This is a genomic window from Desulfothermobacter acidiphilus (assembly GCF_052073645.1).
Classification (GTDB): Bacteria; Bacillota; Desulfotomaculia; order Desulfotomaculales; family Ammonificaceae; genus Desulfothermobacter; species Desulfothermobacter acidiphilus.
Genome location: NZ_CM125440.1, coordinates 577,836 through 593,236, shown reverse-complemented (window position 1 = coordinate 593,236; position 15,401 = coordinate 577,836). Strand labels below are relative to the sequence as shown.

16 protein-coding genes are annotated in these 15,401 nt (G+C 60.2%); 4 read left to right on the top strand and 12 right to left on the bottom strand.

Going from position 1 to position 15,401, the window contains the following annotated elements; all coding sequences use genetic code 11:
* The 9 genes from ACTLLP_RS03090 to ACTLLP_RS03050 form a co-directional block, all read right to left on the bottom strand.
* Positions 1-1,281 (bottom strand): hypothetical protein, encoded by a 1,281-nt coding sequence (locus ACTLLP_RS03090; RefSeq protein WP_441060628.1) that lies wholly within the window; start codon positions 1,279-1,281, stop codon positions 1-3.
* Between the two features lie 89 nt (positions 1,282-1,370).
* The gene (locus tag ACTLLP_RS03085) at positions 1,371-2,546 is read right to left on the bottom strand and encodes a copper amine oxidase N-terminal domain-containing protein (protein WP_441060626.1); all 1,176 of its coding nucleotides are present in this window, start codon (positions 2,544-2,546) and stop codon (positions 1,371-1,373) included.
* 106 nt (positions 2,547-2,652) lie between these two features.
* Entirely contained in the window at positions 2,653-3,303 is a 651-nt protein-coding gene (locus ACTLLP_RS03080) for a hypothetical protein (protein ID WP_441060624.1), read from the bottom strand.
* 157 nt (positions 3,304-3,460) lie between these two features.
* Positions 3,461-3,793, bottom strand: a complete 333-nt coding sequence (locus ACTLLP_RS03075; protein ID WP_441060623.1) for a hypothetical protein — start codon at positions 3,791-3,793, stop codon at positions 3,461-3,463.
* A gap of 4 nt (positions 3,794-3,797) precedes the next feature.
* The gene (locus ACTLLP_RS03070) at positions 3,798-5,318 is read right to left on the bottom strand and encodes a bifunctional DNA primase/polymerase (RefSeq protein WP_441060621.1); all 1,521 of its coding nucleotides are present in this window, start codon (positions 5,316-5,318) and stop codon (positions 3,798-3,800) included.
* A 69-nt stretch (positions 5,319-5,387) separates the two neighbouring features.
* Positions 5,388-6,641, bottom strand: a complete 1,254-nt coding sequence (locus ACTLLP_RS03065) for a DnaB-like helicase C-terminal domain-containing protein (protein ID WP_441060619.1) — start codon at positions 6,639-6,641, stop codon at positions 5,388-5,390.
* A 443-nt stretch (positions 6,642-7,084) separates the two neighbouring features.
* A complete protein-coding gene (locus tag ACTLLP_RS03060) occupies positions 7,085-8,218 on the bottom strand; it encodes a hypothetical protein (RefSeq protein ID WP_441060617.1) in 1,134 nt (377 codons plus the stop codon).
* A gap of 134 nt (positions 8,219-8,352) precedes the next feature.
* Positions 8,353-9,342 carry a hypothetical protein gene (locus tag ACTLLP_RS03055; RefSeq protein ID WP_441060615.1) on the bottom strand — a complete coding sequence of 330 codons (990 nt, stop codon included), beginning with the start codon at positions 9,340-9,342 and terminating at the stop codon, positions 8,353-8,355.
* Positions 9,343-9,554: 212 nt separating this feature from the next.
* Complete coding sequence (locus ACTLLP_RS03050) at positions 9,555-9,908, bottom strand: hypothetical protein (protein WP_441060613.1); 354 nt, start codon at positions 9,906-9,908, stop codon at positions 9,555-9,557.
* A 420-nt stretch (positions 9,909-10,328) separates the two neighbouring features.
* On the opposite strand from ACTLLP_RS03050, the gene ACTLLP_RS03045 reads away from it, so the two are divergent.
* Positions 10,329-11,381 carry a helix-turn-helix domain-containing protein gene (locus tag ACTLLP_RS03045; RefSeq protein ID WP_441060611.1) on the top strand — a complete coding sequence of 351 codons (1,053 nt, stop codon included), beginning with the start codon at positions 10,329-10,331 and terminating at the stop codon, positions 11,379-11,381.
* A 27-nt stretch (positions 11,382-11,408) separates the two neighbouring features.
* Here the strand turns inward: ACTLLP_RS03045 and ACTLLP_RS03040 are convergent, their stop codons facing one another.
* Positions 11,409-11,624: a hypothetical protein gene (locus ACTLLP_RS03040; RefSeq protein WP_441060609.1), complete on the bottom strand. Its 216-nt coding sequence runs from the start codon at positions 11,622-11,624 to the stop codon at positions 11,409-11,411.
* 365 nt (positions 11,625-11,989) lie between these two features.
* Positions 11,990-12,136, bottom strand: coding sequence for a hypothetical protein (locus tag ACTLLP_RS03035; RefSeq protein ID WP_441061777.1), 147 nt, complete (start codon positions 12,134-12,136; stop codon positions 11,990-11,992).
* Positions 12,137-12,562: 426 nt separating this feature from the next.
* On the opposite strand from ACTLLP_RS03035, the gene ACTLLP_RS03030 reads away from it, so the two are divergent.
* The 3 genes from ACTLLP_RS03030 to ACTLLP_RS03020 are packed head-to-tail and all read left to right on the top strand — an operon-like array spanning position 12,563 to position 14,803.
* Positions 12,563-13,237, top strand: a complete 675-nt coding sequence (locus ACTLLP_RS03030; RefSeq protein ID WP_441060607.1) for a sigma-70 family RNA polymerase sigma factor — start codon at positions 12,563-12,565, stop codon at positions 13,235-13,237.
* Positions 13,234-14,298 carry an anti-sigma factor domain-containing protein gene (locus ACTLLP_RS03025; protein WP_441060605.1) on the top strand — a complete coding sequence of 355 codons (1,065 nt, stop codon included), beginning with the start codon at positions 13,234-13,236 and terminating at the stop codon, positions 14,296-14,298. The genes ACTLLP_RS03030 and ACTLLP_RS03025 overlap by 4 nt, the downstream gene beginning before the upstream one ends.
* Positions 14,264-14,803 carry a rhomboid family intramembrane serine protease gene (locus ACTLLP_RS03020; RefSeq protein ID WP_441060603.1) on the top strand — a complete coding sequence of 180 codons (540 nt, stop codon included), beginning with the start codon at positions 14,264-14,266 and terminating at the stop codon, positions 14,801-14,803. The genes ACTLLP_RS03025 and ACTLLP_RS03020 overlap by 35 nt, the downstream gene beginning before the upstream one ends.
* 45 nt (positions 14,804-14,848) lie before the next feature.
* On the opposite strand, the gene ACTLLP_RS03015 is transcribed toward ACTLLP_RS03020, so the two are convergent.
* On the bottom strand, positions 14,849-15,166 hold the full coding sequence (locus ACTLLP_RS03015; protein ID WP_441060601.1) for a carbohydrate-binding protein: 318 nt from the start codon (positions 15,164-15,166) through the stop codon (positions 14,849-14,851).
* Between the last annotated feature and the right edge of the window lie 235 nt (positions 15,167-15,401).

Genomic DNA, 15,401 nt, shown 5'->3' with positions numbered 1-15,401 from the left:
TCAGGTTGTACTTCCGGTCGCCGCCCCCTCCGCCGCCACCGCCGCCGGGGGGCGGGGACGCACCGCGCAGCCCCCCGAGCTCCGCCCAGTTGTCGGAGTACGGGTTGCCGACATCGGGGTGGCCCCACCTGCGGGCGACGTCCGGGTTGCAGGCGACCTCCATCCTGTCGCCGGTGAGCGGCGAAACGATGGCACCCCAGACGCCGTAGGCGGTCCGGGAGGCCAGCGGTTCGGGTACCATCGTGCCGTCCTCGGTGAAGGCCAGGTCCGCCGAGACCACCAGCCTGTACTCCCCCTGCGGCGGGGGATGCTGAAGGTCCAGGTGACGGCGTTGGACGCCAGCCCCTCCCCCCTGGTCACGCCGGGGCCGAGCCTGGGCGGCATGGATGGCTGGAACCCGCCCTTCCCGTCCCCCAGAGCCACGGGGCCGATGTCCGTCCTGGTGGAGGCCACCAGCTGCCACTTCCCGTCCTGCACCACGTAAGCCCGCAGGCGCACGTCGTGCGCCAGGAACGGCGTCTCGTTGACGAAGGTGGCCCTGAAGGTACCCGGCCCCGCCCCCTCCAGGGCGGTGACCATCAGGTTGTAGCGGTAGCCGAACACCACCTTCGCCCGCGTGGTGCTGTCGGCCATGAACATCAGGCTGGCGTACTCCTCGGTCAGGTCGACGGGCGCTTTCGGGCCGGTGGCGAACCAGTGGTAGCCGGTCTCGCTGCTGTACCCGCCCGCCTCGAAGCCAGGGTCGCCGGGAGCACCGTTCTTGAAGCACTTGGGGTCCTGGATGGTGTCTCCCTGGTCGAGGCCGGTGGGGTCAGGGTACGTCCTCACCGGGATGTCCCTCACGCACTCGGAGGACTTGTCCGGGACCATCGGCAGCGCGGCACCGGGCGGGACCACGCCGGGCATCGACCAGTAGGCGGGGGACACGATGTAATAGCCATCCACCTGCGGCACGCCGAGCGCGGGCAGGTAGTCATCGGCCTGCCGCCGGGCCGGGTCCTGCGGGCCCACCGCCGTCAGGCCCACGACCTCGCCCGGCCTGTCGAAGACGCAGCACCAGCCGCTGAAGAGCGGCCTCTCCCCCGCCCCCTCGTTGTAGTAGAAGTCCACGTAGTGCTTGCGCGTGTACTCCGTGTAGCCCCGCTCCGCGTAGACGGAGGGGGGCTGGGGCTTGTCCCTCAGCCAGTCGGCGGCAAGCGCGGGGGACACCGTTGCCAGGAGGAACAACGAAACGAAGAGCACCGCGAGTCTCGATGATACATATGTCCGCTCCACCCGCATCCCTCCTCAGCGAGATTTTACCAAAAAGAAAAAAGAAAGGACACCGGATAGATATGCGTTATCCGGTGTCCCGGTTCCGGCCCTGCTTATTACCCGGCGGGGGTGTACCCGTAGTCCTCTCGCGAGACGGAGACGTAGGCCGTGCCGGACTCATAGTAGAAGTAGCCCCCGCCGATGTAGGCGTTGACAACACCGGGGGCCTTTCCGTCCCTGCTGGCGGAGGAAAACTGGGCAAAGAGGATTGCAGATACATCACACTCGCCAGCCCTGACTGCCACCATCGGCACGCCGTCCTTCACGAAGAGCGGGGAACTCAGCCCCTGGTAGGAGAAAGCCTCGCCGCCCGCTTTTTCCACGACTTCCTTACTCCCCACGGTGAATACCTGGTAGTTTTCCTTGTCCCCCCCGTACCCGAACACCGCCAGGTGCTCCCCGTCCCAGGCGATGTTCCGCTCCGGCACGCCGAAGGCCTTAGCCACGGGGATGAAGGGGATGTAGAAGGCGGTGGTGTACTCGCTGTCTTCGGGCATCACCACATAGGTGCCCTCCGGGTAGACCTCCGGATACTTGCGGATGATGCTCCGGTCGGTTATCGGCTTCGTCACCACCACGCACTCCGCCCCCAGGTCGAGCTGGTAGGTGCTCCCGTCCGGGCGGGTGACGGTGGCGTAGCGGCTGCCCACCCTGAACTCGATCCTTGCGCCCTTCGGCTCCCAGCCCCACTTGCCGGGCGGGGCCACCGCCCCGGGCGGGGGCTGCAGGGTCCCGGCCCGGGCCTGGTCCATGTCGATCTCGTACCCCGGCGTCAGGACGACCACCTGCCGGGAGTAGAGCTCCCAGGCCACCCTGTAGCCCAGGGCTTCCGCGACGAAGCGGGCGGGCAGGAACACGCGCCCATCCTTCAGGAGCGGAACCACGTCCATACCCCTCTCCTGGCCGTTGACCCGGTAGGAACTCCGCCCCACCACCAGCTCGACAGTGGTACCGTCTCTGGTGAGAGTGGCCTTCCTCTCCGCCTGGTTCCAGCCGATGCCGCTCTCCGGCACCCCCAGCGCGTAGCCGAGGTAGCGGACGGGGACGTAGGTCCGCCCGTTCTCGATGAAGGGCGCCACGTCCATCTGCCTGGGCTCGCCCCTCACCCAGTAGGTGCGCTGGTCAACCACGAACCTCGCGACCGGCTCGGCCACCGTGCCCGCGAGGGCGGGCAGGGCAGAAAGGGTTAAGACGAGCGCGGAAAAGAGGGCAAGCAGCAAAGACTTCTTCACGGAACCCACCTCCTCACTCTCACTAGCTAGGGGAATTCTCCCCACGACCCAAGGGCACCTGCCGAAAAAAAAGAAGCCCCCGGCAGGGAGCACCGGGGGCTTCCAGTTAGTCGAGGAAGTACACGCCCAGCAGGTCCGGTCCGGGCGCGACGGTAGTGCCGGACTCCGCGAGGCGGGAAGCGAAGCCCGCGAGATCGGCGGCGGCGCGGACAGACAGCAGGCAGGGCACGAGGTTGGGCACGTGGAGCGGGGGCAGCAGTACGACCAGCAGCGGATCGCCGCCATCGGCGTAGAAGGACAGCGCGGGCATCCCCCCGCCGGGGCAGGGGTTGCAGAGGCACCGCGGGCGCTCTGCGGTGTCGAAACCGTCCACGGCAAGCCCCGGCAACCGCACGGCAAGGACGCGGCAGGGGGCGTAGCGCAGCCCGCTTACGGGTAGAGCGTAAAAAGCGCCCCGTCTCTCCGCGCGGGAGGTGAAGACCTCCACCGCCCCGGGGTCGGACGCAGCGGACAGGGGGGAGTCGGGCAAGTAGCACAGGTACGCTGTGCCACCGTGGCCGACGCGGAGCGAAGCGTACATGACGTGGTTTCCGGCGGTGACCACCGGCACGGTGGCGTAGTACACGCCGCACGCAGCGTACGCAGGCGGCGGAGGCAGCGCGATCTCCCAGGTGGACGCCGCCGCCACCCCCGCAGAGCCCGCAAACGCCACCGCCAGCACCGCAAGGCTCAAGAACACCGCGAAGAGCTTGCGCATGGTACCATCCTCCTCCTGGATTTTTGTTTTTCGGCTCCCCTCCCCGCGCCCGTTGGCCAATGTTGGCCGCTGCTCCACCTCCTTCCCGGCCAGGTCTGGGGGCTGGGAAAGAGCTCTAAAAAACAAAAACCCTGGGCCGGGAAAGCCCAGGGTTACTTTAAGTCTTCTCCAAACCGTCCAGGGCTTCGCTTACAAGCTTTTGCACGACATCGGTGTTCTCCAGCAACGCGCGGTGGACGTCTTCTCCGAACTCGCGCGCAATGTCCAAACCCCAGAACACGCCGTTCACAAAAGCTCTCTGCTTTTTCCAGTCGCCGGGGTAGCGCTTCCGGGCTTCCTCGGCGATCATGCGGGTGTACTTCTCGTGGACCGGCACCAGGCGGTCTCCACAGACCTTAAGCAGGATCTCTTCGATGTCCACGCCCAGACCTTGGGGCTTCTCCTTTGCCGCACGCGCGGCTTCCAGATCCAACACCTTGCTTTTCTTCAAAGTCTCACCCCCTTAAGGCTTCAAACGGGTCCGCTGTCAATGAGCGCCGCAGCTCCGCCATTTCTTCTTCTGTCAACGGAGGAGCAAAAGAATCCCAGTCGTCTCCCGCCCCTTCCGGGCCGGACGGTGAGTCCGGCAGGACGGAGCCAGGACCGGAACCCCGCAGTTCTGCCTGTCCCTGCACCAGCTCCCGCAGCGCCGCCAGGTACTCCTCTACCGCTCTCCGCTTCTCCTCCAGCGCCTGGGCAACCCTCAGCTTCCCGTCCAGCCCCGCCTGGAGCCGGGCCACTTCCTCCGGGAGCTCCGGGAAGGAACTCAGGAGCCGGGACTCCTCCTGAGCCAAGCACACCAGGAGCTCCCGCTCCGCTTCCTGTTCCTGCTCTTCCTCCCGCGACTCTTCCCGCTCCGGCAGGAACTCTCTGTCCACGACCGGCGGCGCGCTCTTGACCAGCAGCAGCGGCCGCAGCGCCCACTCCAACCTGGTCTTTCCATCTTCCTCCGCCAAAACCTCCACTCCCTTCGCTCGCCGCAGGAGCTCCGCAGCTGCGGGCGGCAAAGAGAGGTCCGGGTAGGCCACCACCACGGCCTTCCCTGCGGCATATGCCTGCTTTGCCAGCTCCCAGTCCGCCGTGACCACCAGAAGCTCCTGGTCCCAGTCCTCAGGCACCGCCACCCTCCCCGGGAGCCTGGCCCGGTCTTCCGCCAGCCTCCGGGCCGTACCCGGCGGGTACTTCCAGGCACTTTTCAAGCACTTAAGCGCTTCCTTCTCCGGAAAGGGCGGCCTGCAAGCGGCGGCAGCGGCGAGCACCAGGGCCTTCGCTTCCTTCCAGTCCAGCCCGCGCGCGCGCAAACGGCAGGCGTAACGGAAGATTGTGGTGTCCCGCTGGCCCTCCGGCACGCCGGCCAGGACTCGGGAGACGTCTAGCTTGTGCTCCTTCTCTTCTCCCTTCCCGGCCTCGGCCTCACGGAGCAACAACTCCAGCAACCACCCCGGCAGCTCCGCGAGCGGCACGTCCCAGGGGCTGCGCCCCTTGGCCCAGGAGTACCGGACCCCGCTCACGTGCAGCGAAGGGGGGAGCACCGCCACGCCGCCGTCCGCCCTCACGTCCACGCCAGGGAGGACACCCGCTCGGGAAGGCACCCTCTCCACGCCGTCCGGGTAGCGGAAGTAGTAGTGCCAGCCCCTGCTGGTTTTTACCACAGCAGTCTCCGGAAACCCGCCCTTCTCCCTGACCGCTTCCACCGCCGCCGGGCCGTCCAGGTCCAGCACCACCACGCCGCTCAGCCTTCCCGTCACCAGGCCGACATTGGCGTCCGGCCACCTCTCCCACCACTCCCGCACTTCTTCCCCAGTCGGCAGCCGCTCCTGGAACTCCTTCCAGGAACTCAGCCGGGTGTGCTTACCCGCATTCTTGCCGCACTCCCTGCCCAGCCGACAGGAACACGCGCCCGTGGCCGGGTCCGGGGTGTGCAACGGTATCACCGACCAGCCAAGCCCGAGGTACCGCAGGGCAAACTCCGGCAAGCACCGACACCTCCCCAAAAACAGAAAAAACAGAAAGGCCGGGCTTTCCCGCCCGGCCAGCAAAGCAGATCAGAACGGAATATCCTCCAGGTCCAGCTCCCCCCTCACCCGGAGCTCCGCCGGTCTGGAAATTTGTCCCGGATCGCTTTGGGTATACCTGCACTCCGTCTGCACGCTATAGACGTCAACACAACCCGCACCGCCGAAGCGGTTCTTAACTATGAAAAGCTTCAGCGCCTTGACGGCGCTGTCGGGGTCGGAGTTGCGCTTGTCGTCCGCCCACCGGAGTTGGAGGCCCACGTCCGCCGTGTACTCCACCTCACCAGCTTCCTTGAAATCCGCAACCGAAGCCTCGTCCTTCGCCCCGCGCCGGTAAGCGTCCTTCGCCACGCACGAAATCAACCACACCGGTCCCTGGCAAATGTTTACCAATGTGGTGAGACCGGAAACCGCCGAGGCCACCCGGAGCCGCAGGTCTTGGCCAGTGGCGACGGAAGTGTGGTTTGCCAACTTCTGTATAAAGTCGACCACCAGCATGACACGCTTGACCCCCTGCTGCGCCATGAGCCTCCGGACGGCCCCGCGGATGTTCAAAAGCGTGGTGCTCTTCTCGGCGGTGAGCACCGCAAACCGCTCCAGCACCCGAGCGGCACCCAGACCCTCTAGCAACTCCTGCGGGTCGGCCACCAGCCGCTCGTACAGCTGCGGGCACCTGCCCAGCACGGCGCAGGCAAGGTAAACCGCGAGCTTCCAGGCGGGGCGGGTCTCGTAGACGTCAACCCAGACCACGCCGGTGTCTTCCGCCGCCTCCAGGTACCGCGAAGCGCAAAAGATGCTGAAGAAGGTCTTACCGACACCAGGCTGGCCGCCCAGCGCGTACACCGCCGGCTGCATGCCGCCGAGCAGGTCGTCCAGCGCCCACAGGCCCTTCCCAAACGCCGGGTGCGGCGTCTCCCTGCCGGTCTCTTCCTTCTGCCTCTTCTGCTCCCGCAAGGCGCCCACCGCTTCCCTCAGCAGCTCCGCTCCAGTCTTCACCTCCCCGGGTGCCAGGGCCTTCACCGCCTGCTGCGCCTCAGTCGCCCGCTCCACCAGCTCGGCCAGCGCGTCCTGGACCGCCTTCCCGGAACCCAGGTCCCGCCAGAACTTCTCCATGACCTGCGCCGCCCTGCGCCTCTGGGCCAGGTCGCAGAGCCGCGCCACCGCCGAAGCCAGGTCGGCCGCGGGCTCGCCCTCCACCTCCGGGACCGGCCTCCCGGAGCCGTACGCCTCCACCAGCTCCAGGAACTTCGCCCGGTTGCCCGGTTCGCTGAAGACCTCGGGCACCAGGTAGTCCTCCGCGTAGCTGTAGAACGCCGACTCGTCCCTCGCCAGCGCCGCGAGCACCGACTTTTCAAGCTCCGCGTCCGCAAACGCCGCCGCCACCAGGCTGGAACGCTCTCCCAGAAAGACCACCTCCTACCGCAAAATACCCTCAAGGGTACGGGAAAGATACCCCGGCGGGCGTGTGCCGGGGAACGCACAGGGGGAAAAGGGTTTCCCTATCCCTTACGGGGTAGGGTAAAGGGGCTATTGTACAAATAGCGCCGTTTTATTGTACAAATAGCGCCGATCTATTGTCCTAATAGCGCCTGGAAGGATTTTCCGCGCCTAGGGCCACAAGGCTTCCAGGGTTCGACCGGCGGGCTAAGAATATATTTAAGAAGCTCTCTAAGAAAGAGCTATAGGGCGGCTCTTTCTTAGAGAGCCGCCCTATAGGGGTATCTTTTCTATCTCTCCTCCGCAGTTTCCTCTTCCCTGGTAGGTTTTCCTTCTCTGACCAGGGTAATCTCGTACAGGTCTCCGGTGGCGGAGTACTCCAGCACTCCCTGGTCTTTGAGTGCGTTTAGAATGTTCTCGCAGGTCCTGCGCGCTTCGCAGGGCTTCCTCGGGTGAACACCCAGCACCTCGACCAGCGTCTCCAGCTTGACCCTGGCCCGCCCGCCACGCCCGGCTAGGTAGTAAACCAGGTCCTTTGCTGGTCTGACCTGCCGCTTGCCGAGCTTCCTGCATGCCTCCAGCGCCGCCACCGGCACGGAACAGAGCAGGTCCTTGCCGCCGGCGCGGGTGCGGAGTAGCGCCGTATAATACTTGGAGAGTTGAATTTCCACTTGCCGTTTCGGGAGAGGCACCTCTTCCAGCTTCCCGGTCTTTTCGTTCCGGACCCGGGTTACGACCCCTACCGTGTCTACAAAACCAAAAGTGTAGTCTCCGGTCTTTTTTGCTTTGCCTTGCTTGTCTAGCTCCAGCACTAAATCCTGGTGCTGGATTGTGAACATCCGGAGGATTGCGAAAGCTAGACTCATTTCTTCATAGACCTTGCCTGAAGTTTGGATTCGCAGCATTCTGCATAACTGCCGGAAGCTCGTAACCACCTTACCGTCCTCGCGGGGGTTCTCTGTATACAGAGTTGTTACCGCCGCCAGCAGGTCCCGGCTCAGGTGGAAGAGCTGTCTTGCATGATCGACCAACTCGACGGGCAGCAGGAAGACTCTCTTGTCGCTTTTCCAGCGCCACGTCGTTGCGTTCATCCGCTCTCCCCGGTGGTTGCGAGCTTCTTTCTGCGCCTTCTGCACCTTGCCCGCTTCTTCCTCCTGCTTTCCAGGTGCGCGGAAGGCTTTCGTGTCCCTTGCGAAGTTCCGCTCCATCTTCAGCTCCCCTTCCCGCCGCCTCGTGCCCACCGCCCCGGCCAGCGCTAGCAGGCACAGCTCCTGGTGTTCCCGCCAACTCCCTAGCCCCAGGCCCAGGGCGGCCAAGCCCAAAACGGGCAGGGCGGCGGGGTGGACGCCCGAGCGCTCATCGGTTAAGAAACTTAAGGCCGTCCTCACTTTCTTGGCTTTCTCGGCGTACTCCGGCGTCGGCACACCTGCCTTTCCTCCTTTCTCTCAGCCGCCTCCAAACTCCAAAAAGGAAAAGGCCCGGTCTCCCAGCTGCTCCCGGGAGACCGGGCCTTCCGCGGAAAGGAAAGGAGGGAGCCCGCCGGAAGCCCCCGGCAAACCTAAAGTCTCTGCTCTTTCGGGGTTGGGTGAGGGATCTCCACGATCTTGTCTTCGTCCGGCAAGAACAGGGCGCCCTCTCGCAAAACAACCATCCGCACGCGCTTCGCGCCCACGGCCATCGGTCTTTTCTTTTCCCCTGCGGCGGAGAGTACCAGTATCCGTGCATCTGCGAGTGCTTGAAGAGCTTGCTCGTCCGTCAGGCCCACGCTTTTCGCAAGACGCTGGAAGTCTAGCGGCCACAGGGCCAGGACGCGCTCGCCGCACCGGAGCGTCGCGGTGCGTACTTCTACCTTTTGCCGCAGAATGGCTTCGCGGAGCGCATCTAGCAACCTTGGCAGAGCGCTGGTTTCTTGCTCAGCTTCTTTCATCTCGTTCTCGGACAGTGTTTGCCAATTAAGGTCGCGGAAAGACAGTATGTAACTGAAGAAAATCCAAGGGTCGTGTAACCTGACGCCCGCGTTTTTCGCTGACGGGAGGATCTTGCCAGCCTCGACGTCGGTGGGCTTAAGTTCGATGCGCCTCTGCTCTCTGAATGTCGCGATATATACTTCTTTGCGGGTTCCGCGCGAAAAGATAAACTTTTCGAGATACACCGCCGGCTCGGCGATCTTGCGGACTAGTCCTTCGTCTTCTGCGGCGCCCAGGGCTTCACGGGGGTCGAGGAAGAGGCAACCGGCTTCGATGACGAACCCGGGCGGCATCAGCAGCCCGGCAGGAGCAGAGGGAATGAACTCAGTCAGCGGCCTGGCGGTTAAAGCGTTTAACTTTCTCAGAAGCAATTCGTTTACCAGCTTGTCCAGTGTTTCTTCCGGTATAATCTTCCAGGAATTTAAAAAAGCGAAGGAGTAAAGGTCGAGCTTAAACGCTTCGTATTCGTCTTGCGGTAAGGAAGCGAGAAACGCGAGGTCGTCCTGCGACAGGACGATGCGCTTCTTCTCTCTACCTGCTTCTTTGAGGGCTTCTAGTCTCCGCAACGCGTCTTCTCTCATTTCCCGTACCTCCTTTTGTGGTTTGAGGTTGGTAACTTCGTTACTTTCGTTACTTCGTCTCCCCCCGCCAACAAATATGGTTTGCAAGCGTTACTCTTGCGTTACTTTTCCCGCTCTTCGATAAAGGTGTTCCGAAACACCGGGGGTTAAAGACGCGGGATTTCCCCGCGTCCCCTTTACGCGCGTAAAAAATCGTGATAAACTAGAACTAGCTAGTGAACAACCGGGCGCTCTAATGCCCCGGCGGTTTTGTTAAACTTCAACAACTCCGCTTGTACTAACGCGTCTTTCACAGTTGTGTTCTGCTTGTACCACGCCTGTGTCCGCCACCCGGCGGCGGCCCAGGCCAACTTGCATAACGCTTTGTGCACGTTGTAGCTGTTGTCTTTTTTGATGTGTAGTGCTCTCCTCACTTCTGCGGCGCGTGCTTTTATGTTGTGCCTGCGGAACAAGTAAGCACGCGCTTTCTTTGCCCCCTGGTGCAAGTATATCTCTTGCACTTTTTCTCTTTCTTTCTCGCTGAGCGTGCGTATCTTTCTCACTACTTCTTCACGCACTCTCTTCACTCCCTTCACCTCCTCCTCCCACCTCTTGCGGGGGGGAGGAAGGAAAGCCCCCTTCCCCCCGCAGCAGGCGGGGAAGGCCCGCCTGCGGCAAAACACGTGAACACATGCAAGAGCATGTGTTGCATTTCTCTCGCTCACGCACCGCCCCCATGCCACCCCCTTCCCGGAGGCGGCCTCGGGCACCCACCCGGCTCGGCCCGTGCGGGCGGTTATTTATTTGTCAAAGATCGTTCCCCGCCCCCGGGCCGCCCCTTTCACGGGGCGGGGCGGGAGGCTGCTTCTACTTGTAATTGTAGACGAACACAAATTCTGTAGTCAAGTGCTAAATAAAAATTAGCTTTGTTTGCGAGGATAAAACGACGACGGAGGAGAAAGTATCTCTAAGAGGAGAAACTATCCCTGTAGGGGAGGCATGCAGAGATGGCAAGAAGAGGCAGGCGCGAAAATGTCCCGCCGGAGTATTGGAAAGACGCCCTGTTGGAAGACTTCTCCGAGTGGGTAAACCGCAGGTCGTGTACATCTATTTTCCATCCTTTCCGCGCGGTCTGTCTCGCCCGCACCGCTGCGGGGTTGTCCGCAAGGGAAGTCGCGCAGTTGTGCGACTTGTCTCCGTCTTACCTGACTGCGCTTGAGAATTACACGCGCCCGTTAACCCCCGACACGTGCGTTGCGTTCCGGAAACTTGCAAGGACTCTTAACGGCGGTTTCTTAAGTAAAGAGCTAAGCCTTTTTCGCGATATCCTGTTTAGTCTGATAAACAAGCAAGAAATCGAGTTTTTGTTTTTGTACTTTAGTTATTTTTGGGACATTGCTTCGGTCGGGGATCTGTCGATCCCCCTGGAAGTGTTGCTTTTTGAGTATGTTGCTTCACTAACCGGGGAGGTAAGCGTGATATATCACGACGTATCCGACCTTTTCGATATTAGCGGGGAAGCACGTCCGCCTGCGCAACGCTTAAGGGTATTGTGGGAGAGCAACTTCCTGAACTGGCCCAAGTACAAAGTGCCACGGATGATTCTGGTTGACGACAAAAACATCATCCTGGGCTACCTTCTTGGTGTCGTCTCTGCTACCGAGCTGGTGAAATTTTACCAGGACAGGTTTATACGGCAATATTCTCCTTTTCCTTCCCAAACAACATCTTGGATGATGTTTGATCGTCTCTCTTTAAGAAGACACTCAAAACTGATGGGTTTAATTGCTCTAGCAGCTTTTCTTTTCAGTGACCTGTCTGTCAGGTTAACGGCAGAAAGTGTTATTTCTCTCTCCTCTGGGCAGTCTGGCTACCTTCCGGACCCCGAAGTAAACGTTGGTGTCCGCCTGCGGTTCAGTGAGATTGGGCCACTGCATTTCTTCTTTTCTGACTACATCCGCGGGATACCGCCTGAACAGCTACCCGAGCGCATCAACAACCTTTTAAAGGGACCAACAAGACGTCTGTTGCAACGCCTGGAGCAAAAGAGAAACACTTAAGGCACGGGCCAAGCCCGTGCCTTAAGCTTAAAACGTTGTTGTCACCATCAGGTTCTTTACGCGGCAGTTTAAAATGCCATCTGCGCGGTAGGCTGAGAGCAGCCGGATCACCTTCTCTCTCTCTAGCTCCCCGTCCCTGCCGTAGAGCTCCTTGGCCGCCAGGTCGATGGGTACCCTACCGCCGTGCTCCCGAAGGAGCCTTTCGAGCTTCACCTTCTTCGTCTCCCTGCGCAGCTTCCTCACGTCCGTCACCCCCAACTCCATCAGTCTCGAAAACGGAAAAGCCCCGCCTTAAAGAAAGGGCAGGGCCTTCTCTGCTGTAAATTCTCCCCAAAACTGTTGTCAATCCGATTGTCAATCTGCGCTGTATGTACCTTCTTGCAAACCCTTGATTCCCAAGCGCTCGGCGTACCCTGGAAAGGCTTCAGTCTATGCCCCGCGCGGCCCGGGAAGCCTTGATTTTCCTTAGCTTTCGCCGGGCAAACCTTTATTAAACCTTTAAGAGCACAAGGTTCAGGGGAGTCACCGGACCCCATAAAGCAGGAAGATTATCTAACACCTCACCCGACACCTTCCTCAGCCTATGCTTCTCTTCCGCAATGGTAACCTTATCGATCTTTAACCTCTCCCAGGTTGCTAAGCTCCCGCCAGAGCTCCTCCTCGAAGCTTAAAAGGTCGATCCCTTTTCCCAGAGCCTCCAATGTCAGCTCCGCTACCCTCTGGAACTTCTCCCAAATCTGCTTTATAATCTGCATAGATACCTCACCATCCTGAGTGGTTGTTTATCAACTGCTCGTCCCTAGCAAGGACGGTATGGTGACGACAGCGATGAACTCTTTCCATTACGGTGCAGTGCATTGCACCCTGGAGCTCCGGAATGCGAGCAGGCATGCCGCTACCTACCGGGAGCGTCGCGGAAGCGACCAAGCAGGTTTCTCTGGAATAGATCTGGCCCGGTGCCTTATTTTTCTCCCGCAGCCGGGAGCGACCCACGAGATTTCGGTAGAAGTGCACCCTTTGCCTCCCCGACCTTACCCCCAAAACTCGATCCGCCAGAACGTTTCAGGGCCATTTTCTCCGACAGCGACAAACTGCCCATCGAGCTCCCAGCCGCCGAGCGGTGAACTCACCCCCAGAAATTCAGACCACCGGGCGCATACCCTAACGAGGGATAGAAACGGGTGAAAGTGGAGGAACTCTTGCGGCTAGCCCAGGCCGGCGACGCTGAAGCGCGCGAAGAATTGCTGCGGTCGCTGCAGCCTTTGATTCTGCGCGTGGCCAGCCAATTCCGCCGGCGTCCTATAACCTGGAGCGACGAGGAAGCAGGGGTGGCTTTGCGCGCCCTCAACGAAGCCGTGGATCAATACGACAGCCGCCGCGGTGTTCCCTTTCTTCTCTTCGCGCGCCAGGTTATGCGGTCGCGCTTGATCGATTTCTGCCGCCGAGAAAAGACCAGCTGGGTTTCGCTAGAGGAGGCCGATTCCCGGGAGGAATCGGCAGAGATCGCCTGGGAGCGCAGAGAGGAAATCGAGCGTTACGTTTATTTGCTATCTCAGTTCGGCTTAAGCCTGGATGACCTGGCTCGTTCCTCTCCCCGGCACCAGGACACGCGGGCAAGATTTCTATACGCAGCCGTGAAGTTGGTGGAAAGCGAAGATTTATTCCGACAGGTGCTTAATGACCACCGTTTACCCCTGAAAGAATTGGCCGAGCTCACAGGGATTCCCCGCAAAACGCTGGAGCGAGGACGCCGCTACCTGTTGGCTGTAAGCCTAATTCTAGGTTTTCCCGAGGAGTTTTGCTACCTCTACTCTTACATTAAAGATATTTTCCCCAAGGAGCAGGGAGAGAAATGAAACGCCAAGCAAAAGGGCTGGTTCTAGCGGTAAAGAACAAACAGGCGCTCGTGCTAACCCCTGAAGGCGAGTTTCTACAGGTGCCGGCGGAAGGCCGAGAAGTGGGAGAGGAGCTCATCTTTAGTCCCACCCGGCGAGGCTGGCTTTATCCGGCACTGGCGTTAGTAGCCTCCCTATTAGTGGTGTTAGGAGGATCGCTATACTATTGGTGTTGCCCCGCGCCAGCAGCCTATCTCTCCCTCGATATCAACCCCAGTCTGGAGCTCGGGATCAGCCGGGAGGGCAAGGTGGTTTCTTCCCACCCTTACGACAAGGAAGCGGAACAATTGCTGGCAACGGTGAAGCTCAAGGATCTTCCCCTCGAGCAAGCGCTAGATCTTTTGCTGGCCAGAGCAGAAAGCGCGGGCTATCTGGGAGGGAATGGAGAAGGAGTGGTTCTGATCGCGGTGCTGCAATCCCGACCGGTATTAGCCCCGCAAGAAATAGCTTCTTGGGCGGAGGCTGCTTTAGCTAAAGATAGAAAGCAAGTAAAATTAATGATATTAGAATTACCACTTTCCTTTCAAACTGAATCTAGCCAGAAGGGCCTTTCACCCGGACGCTACGCCCTCCTCCACGGGATGGCCTCCCTGCCTGAGGGGAAAATAAGCGTAGCCGAAGCGCGGCAGCTGAAGCTGGAGCAATTGGAACAAAAATGCGGAGCAAGCCTGGAAACCTTGCTGCAACGCGAAGGAGCACAAGTGCTGGTCAAAGAGGTAGGGAAGGATAAAAACCTGGAAGTAGAGAAAAAGGGAATGGAGCGCCGAGAGAGCCCGCCCGATAAGATTCGGCCGGCGAAACCGCAGGAGTCAAACGAGCGCCAGAAAGAGAAAAAAGAACACGGAGGGAGGAAAACATCTTCCGATGATCCCGCTTTACGACACCGTCCGCTCCAAACATTTCCCGGTGATAACGGTGACCCTGATAGCGGTCAACCTGCTGGTCTTTTTCCAGGAAATAAGCGTCACTCCCAGGGAACTAGATCTGATGGTCAGGAAATTCGGGTTAATCCCTGCCCGTGAGGTAGCCCATCTGCTGACTGCTCCTCTAGACCCTTACACTTACCTTCCTTTCTTCACTTCTATGTTTTTGCACGGGGGCTGGATTCATATTCTAGGCAACATGCTCTATTTATGGGTTTTTGGAGATAATGTAGAAGACATCATGGGGCGCTTGCGTTTCATCGTCTTCTACCTCACCACCGGCTTAATAGGTGGCTTGGCACACGTTTGGATAAATGCCGACTCTAGCATCCCCACCATCGGCGCCAGCGGCGCTATCGCTGGAGTTTTAGGCGCTTATTTCGTATGCTTCCCGCGCGCGAGGGTATTGACTCTGGTTCCCATCTTTTTCTTCATCACGCTGGTGGAGCTCCCCGCGGTGCTATTTTTATTTCTCTGGTTCGGTTTGCAGTTTCTGAGCGGAGTTGCAGCCTTGAAGGTCCCCGGCGAAGCAGTGGCCTGGTGGGCGCATATAGGCGGTTTTATTTCCGGAGCTCTGCTGGTGCATCTTTTTCGGCATCGCTAAAGGAAAAAAGGGGGGAACCCCCCTTTTTTCACTCGTATCGATCCGCTAGGAGCGTATGTCGGAGGACCAATTCCAATGGTTATTGTTGTCCCAGTTGTTGGCGCTGTCTTTGAAGCAGAAATTGATTTCACTCTGGCCGTTCACGGGGATGGAAGCGACAAAAGAACCATCCGGTTCCCGACGCATTTCCATCGTATTAACATTTTTCCAGCCATCGTAGCCGTAGTGACAAAAGACCCGGTCAGCTCCTTTCTTGGCCAGCAGCCCCTTGTAGCGGATAAGGACATCCCTCCCTTTAAAGGCAGGAGAAGGGCAGACATCCACCCGGTCGTCGAGTATTTGCTTTCCCTTGATGACGAACATACTCTTTCCCTCCATCAGGTAAATTGGTGAACCAGGTATAGTCTGTGCGCTCTCCACCGCTTGATATTCGTTGCGCGCCCATCTCTTTTAAAGCCTCGTCCTCGCCCCGAGACCAGCTAGCCGGCTCGCACAATCGCTTGGGGCCTCACGCCCCCTATCGCCGGGGCTCCATCCTGCAGCAGTGGATGTAGCCGGAAACCTCTGCCCGGCCGCCGGGACAGGGGCCAGCGCAAGG

Excerpts from the sequence above, each read along its gene's own strand:
- ACTLLP_RS03090 (WP_441060628.1), bottom strand. The coding sequence starts at position 1,281 with ATGCGGGTGGAGCGGACATATGTATCATCGAGACTCGCGGTGCTCTTC.
- ACTLLP_RS03080 (WP_441060624.1), bottom strand. The coding sequence starts at position 3,303 with ATGCGCAAGCTCTTCGCGGTGTTCTTGAGCCTTGCGGTGCTGGCGGTG.
- ACTLLP_RS03055 (WP_441060615.1), bottom strand. The coding sequence starts at position 9,342 with ATGAGAGAAGACGCGTTGCGGAGACTAGAAGCCCTCAAAGAAGCAGGT.
- ACTLLP_RS03045 (WP_441060611.1), top strand. The coding sequence starts at position 10,329 with ATGGCAAGAAGAGGCAGGCGCGAAAATGTCCCGCCGGAGTATTGGAAA.
- ACTLLP_RS03035 (WP_441061777.1), bottom strand. The coding sequence starts at position 12,136 with ATGCAGATTATAAAGCAGATTTGGGAGAAGTTCCAGAGGGTAGCGGAG.
- ACTLLP_RS03025 (WP_441060605.1), top strand. The coding sequence starts at position 13,234 with ATGAAACGCCAAGCAAAAGGGCTGGTTCTAGCGGTAAAGAACAAACAG.
- ACTLLP_RS03020 (WP_441060603.1), top strand. The coding sequence starts at position 14,264 with ATGGTCAGGAAATTCGGGTTAATCCCTGCCCGTGAGGTAGCCCATCTG.
- ACTLLP_RS03015 (WP_441060601.1), bottom strand. The coding sequence starts at position 15,166 with ATGTTCGTCATCAAGGGAAAGCAAATACTCGACGACCGGGTGGATGTC.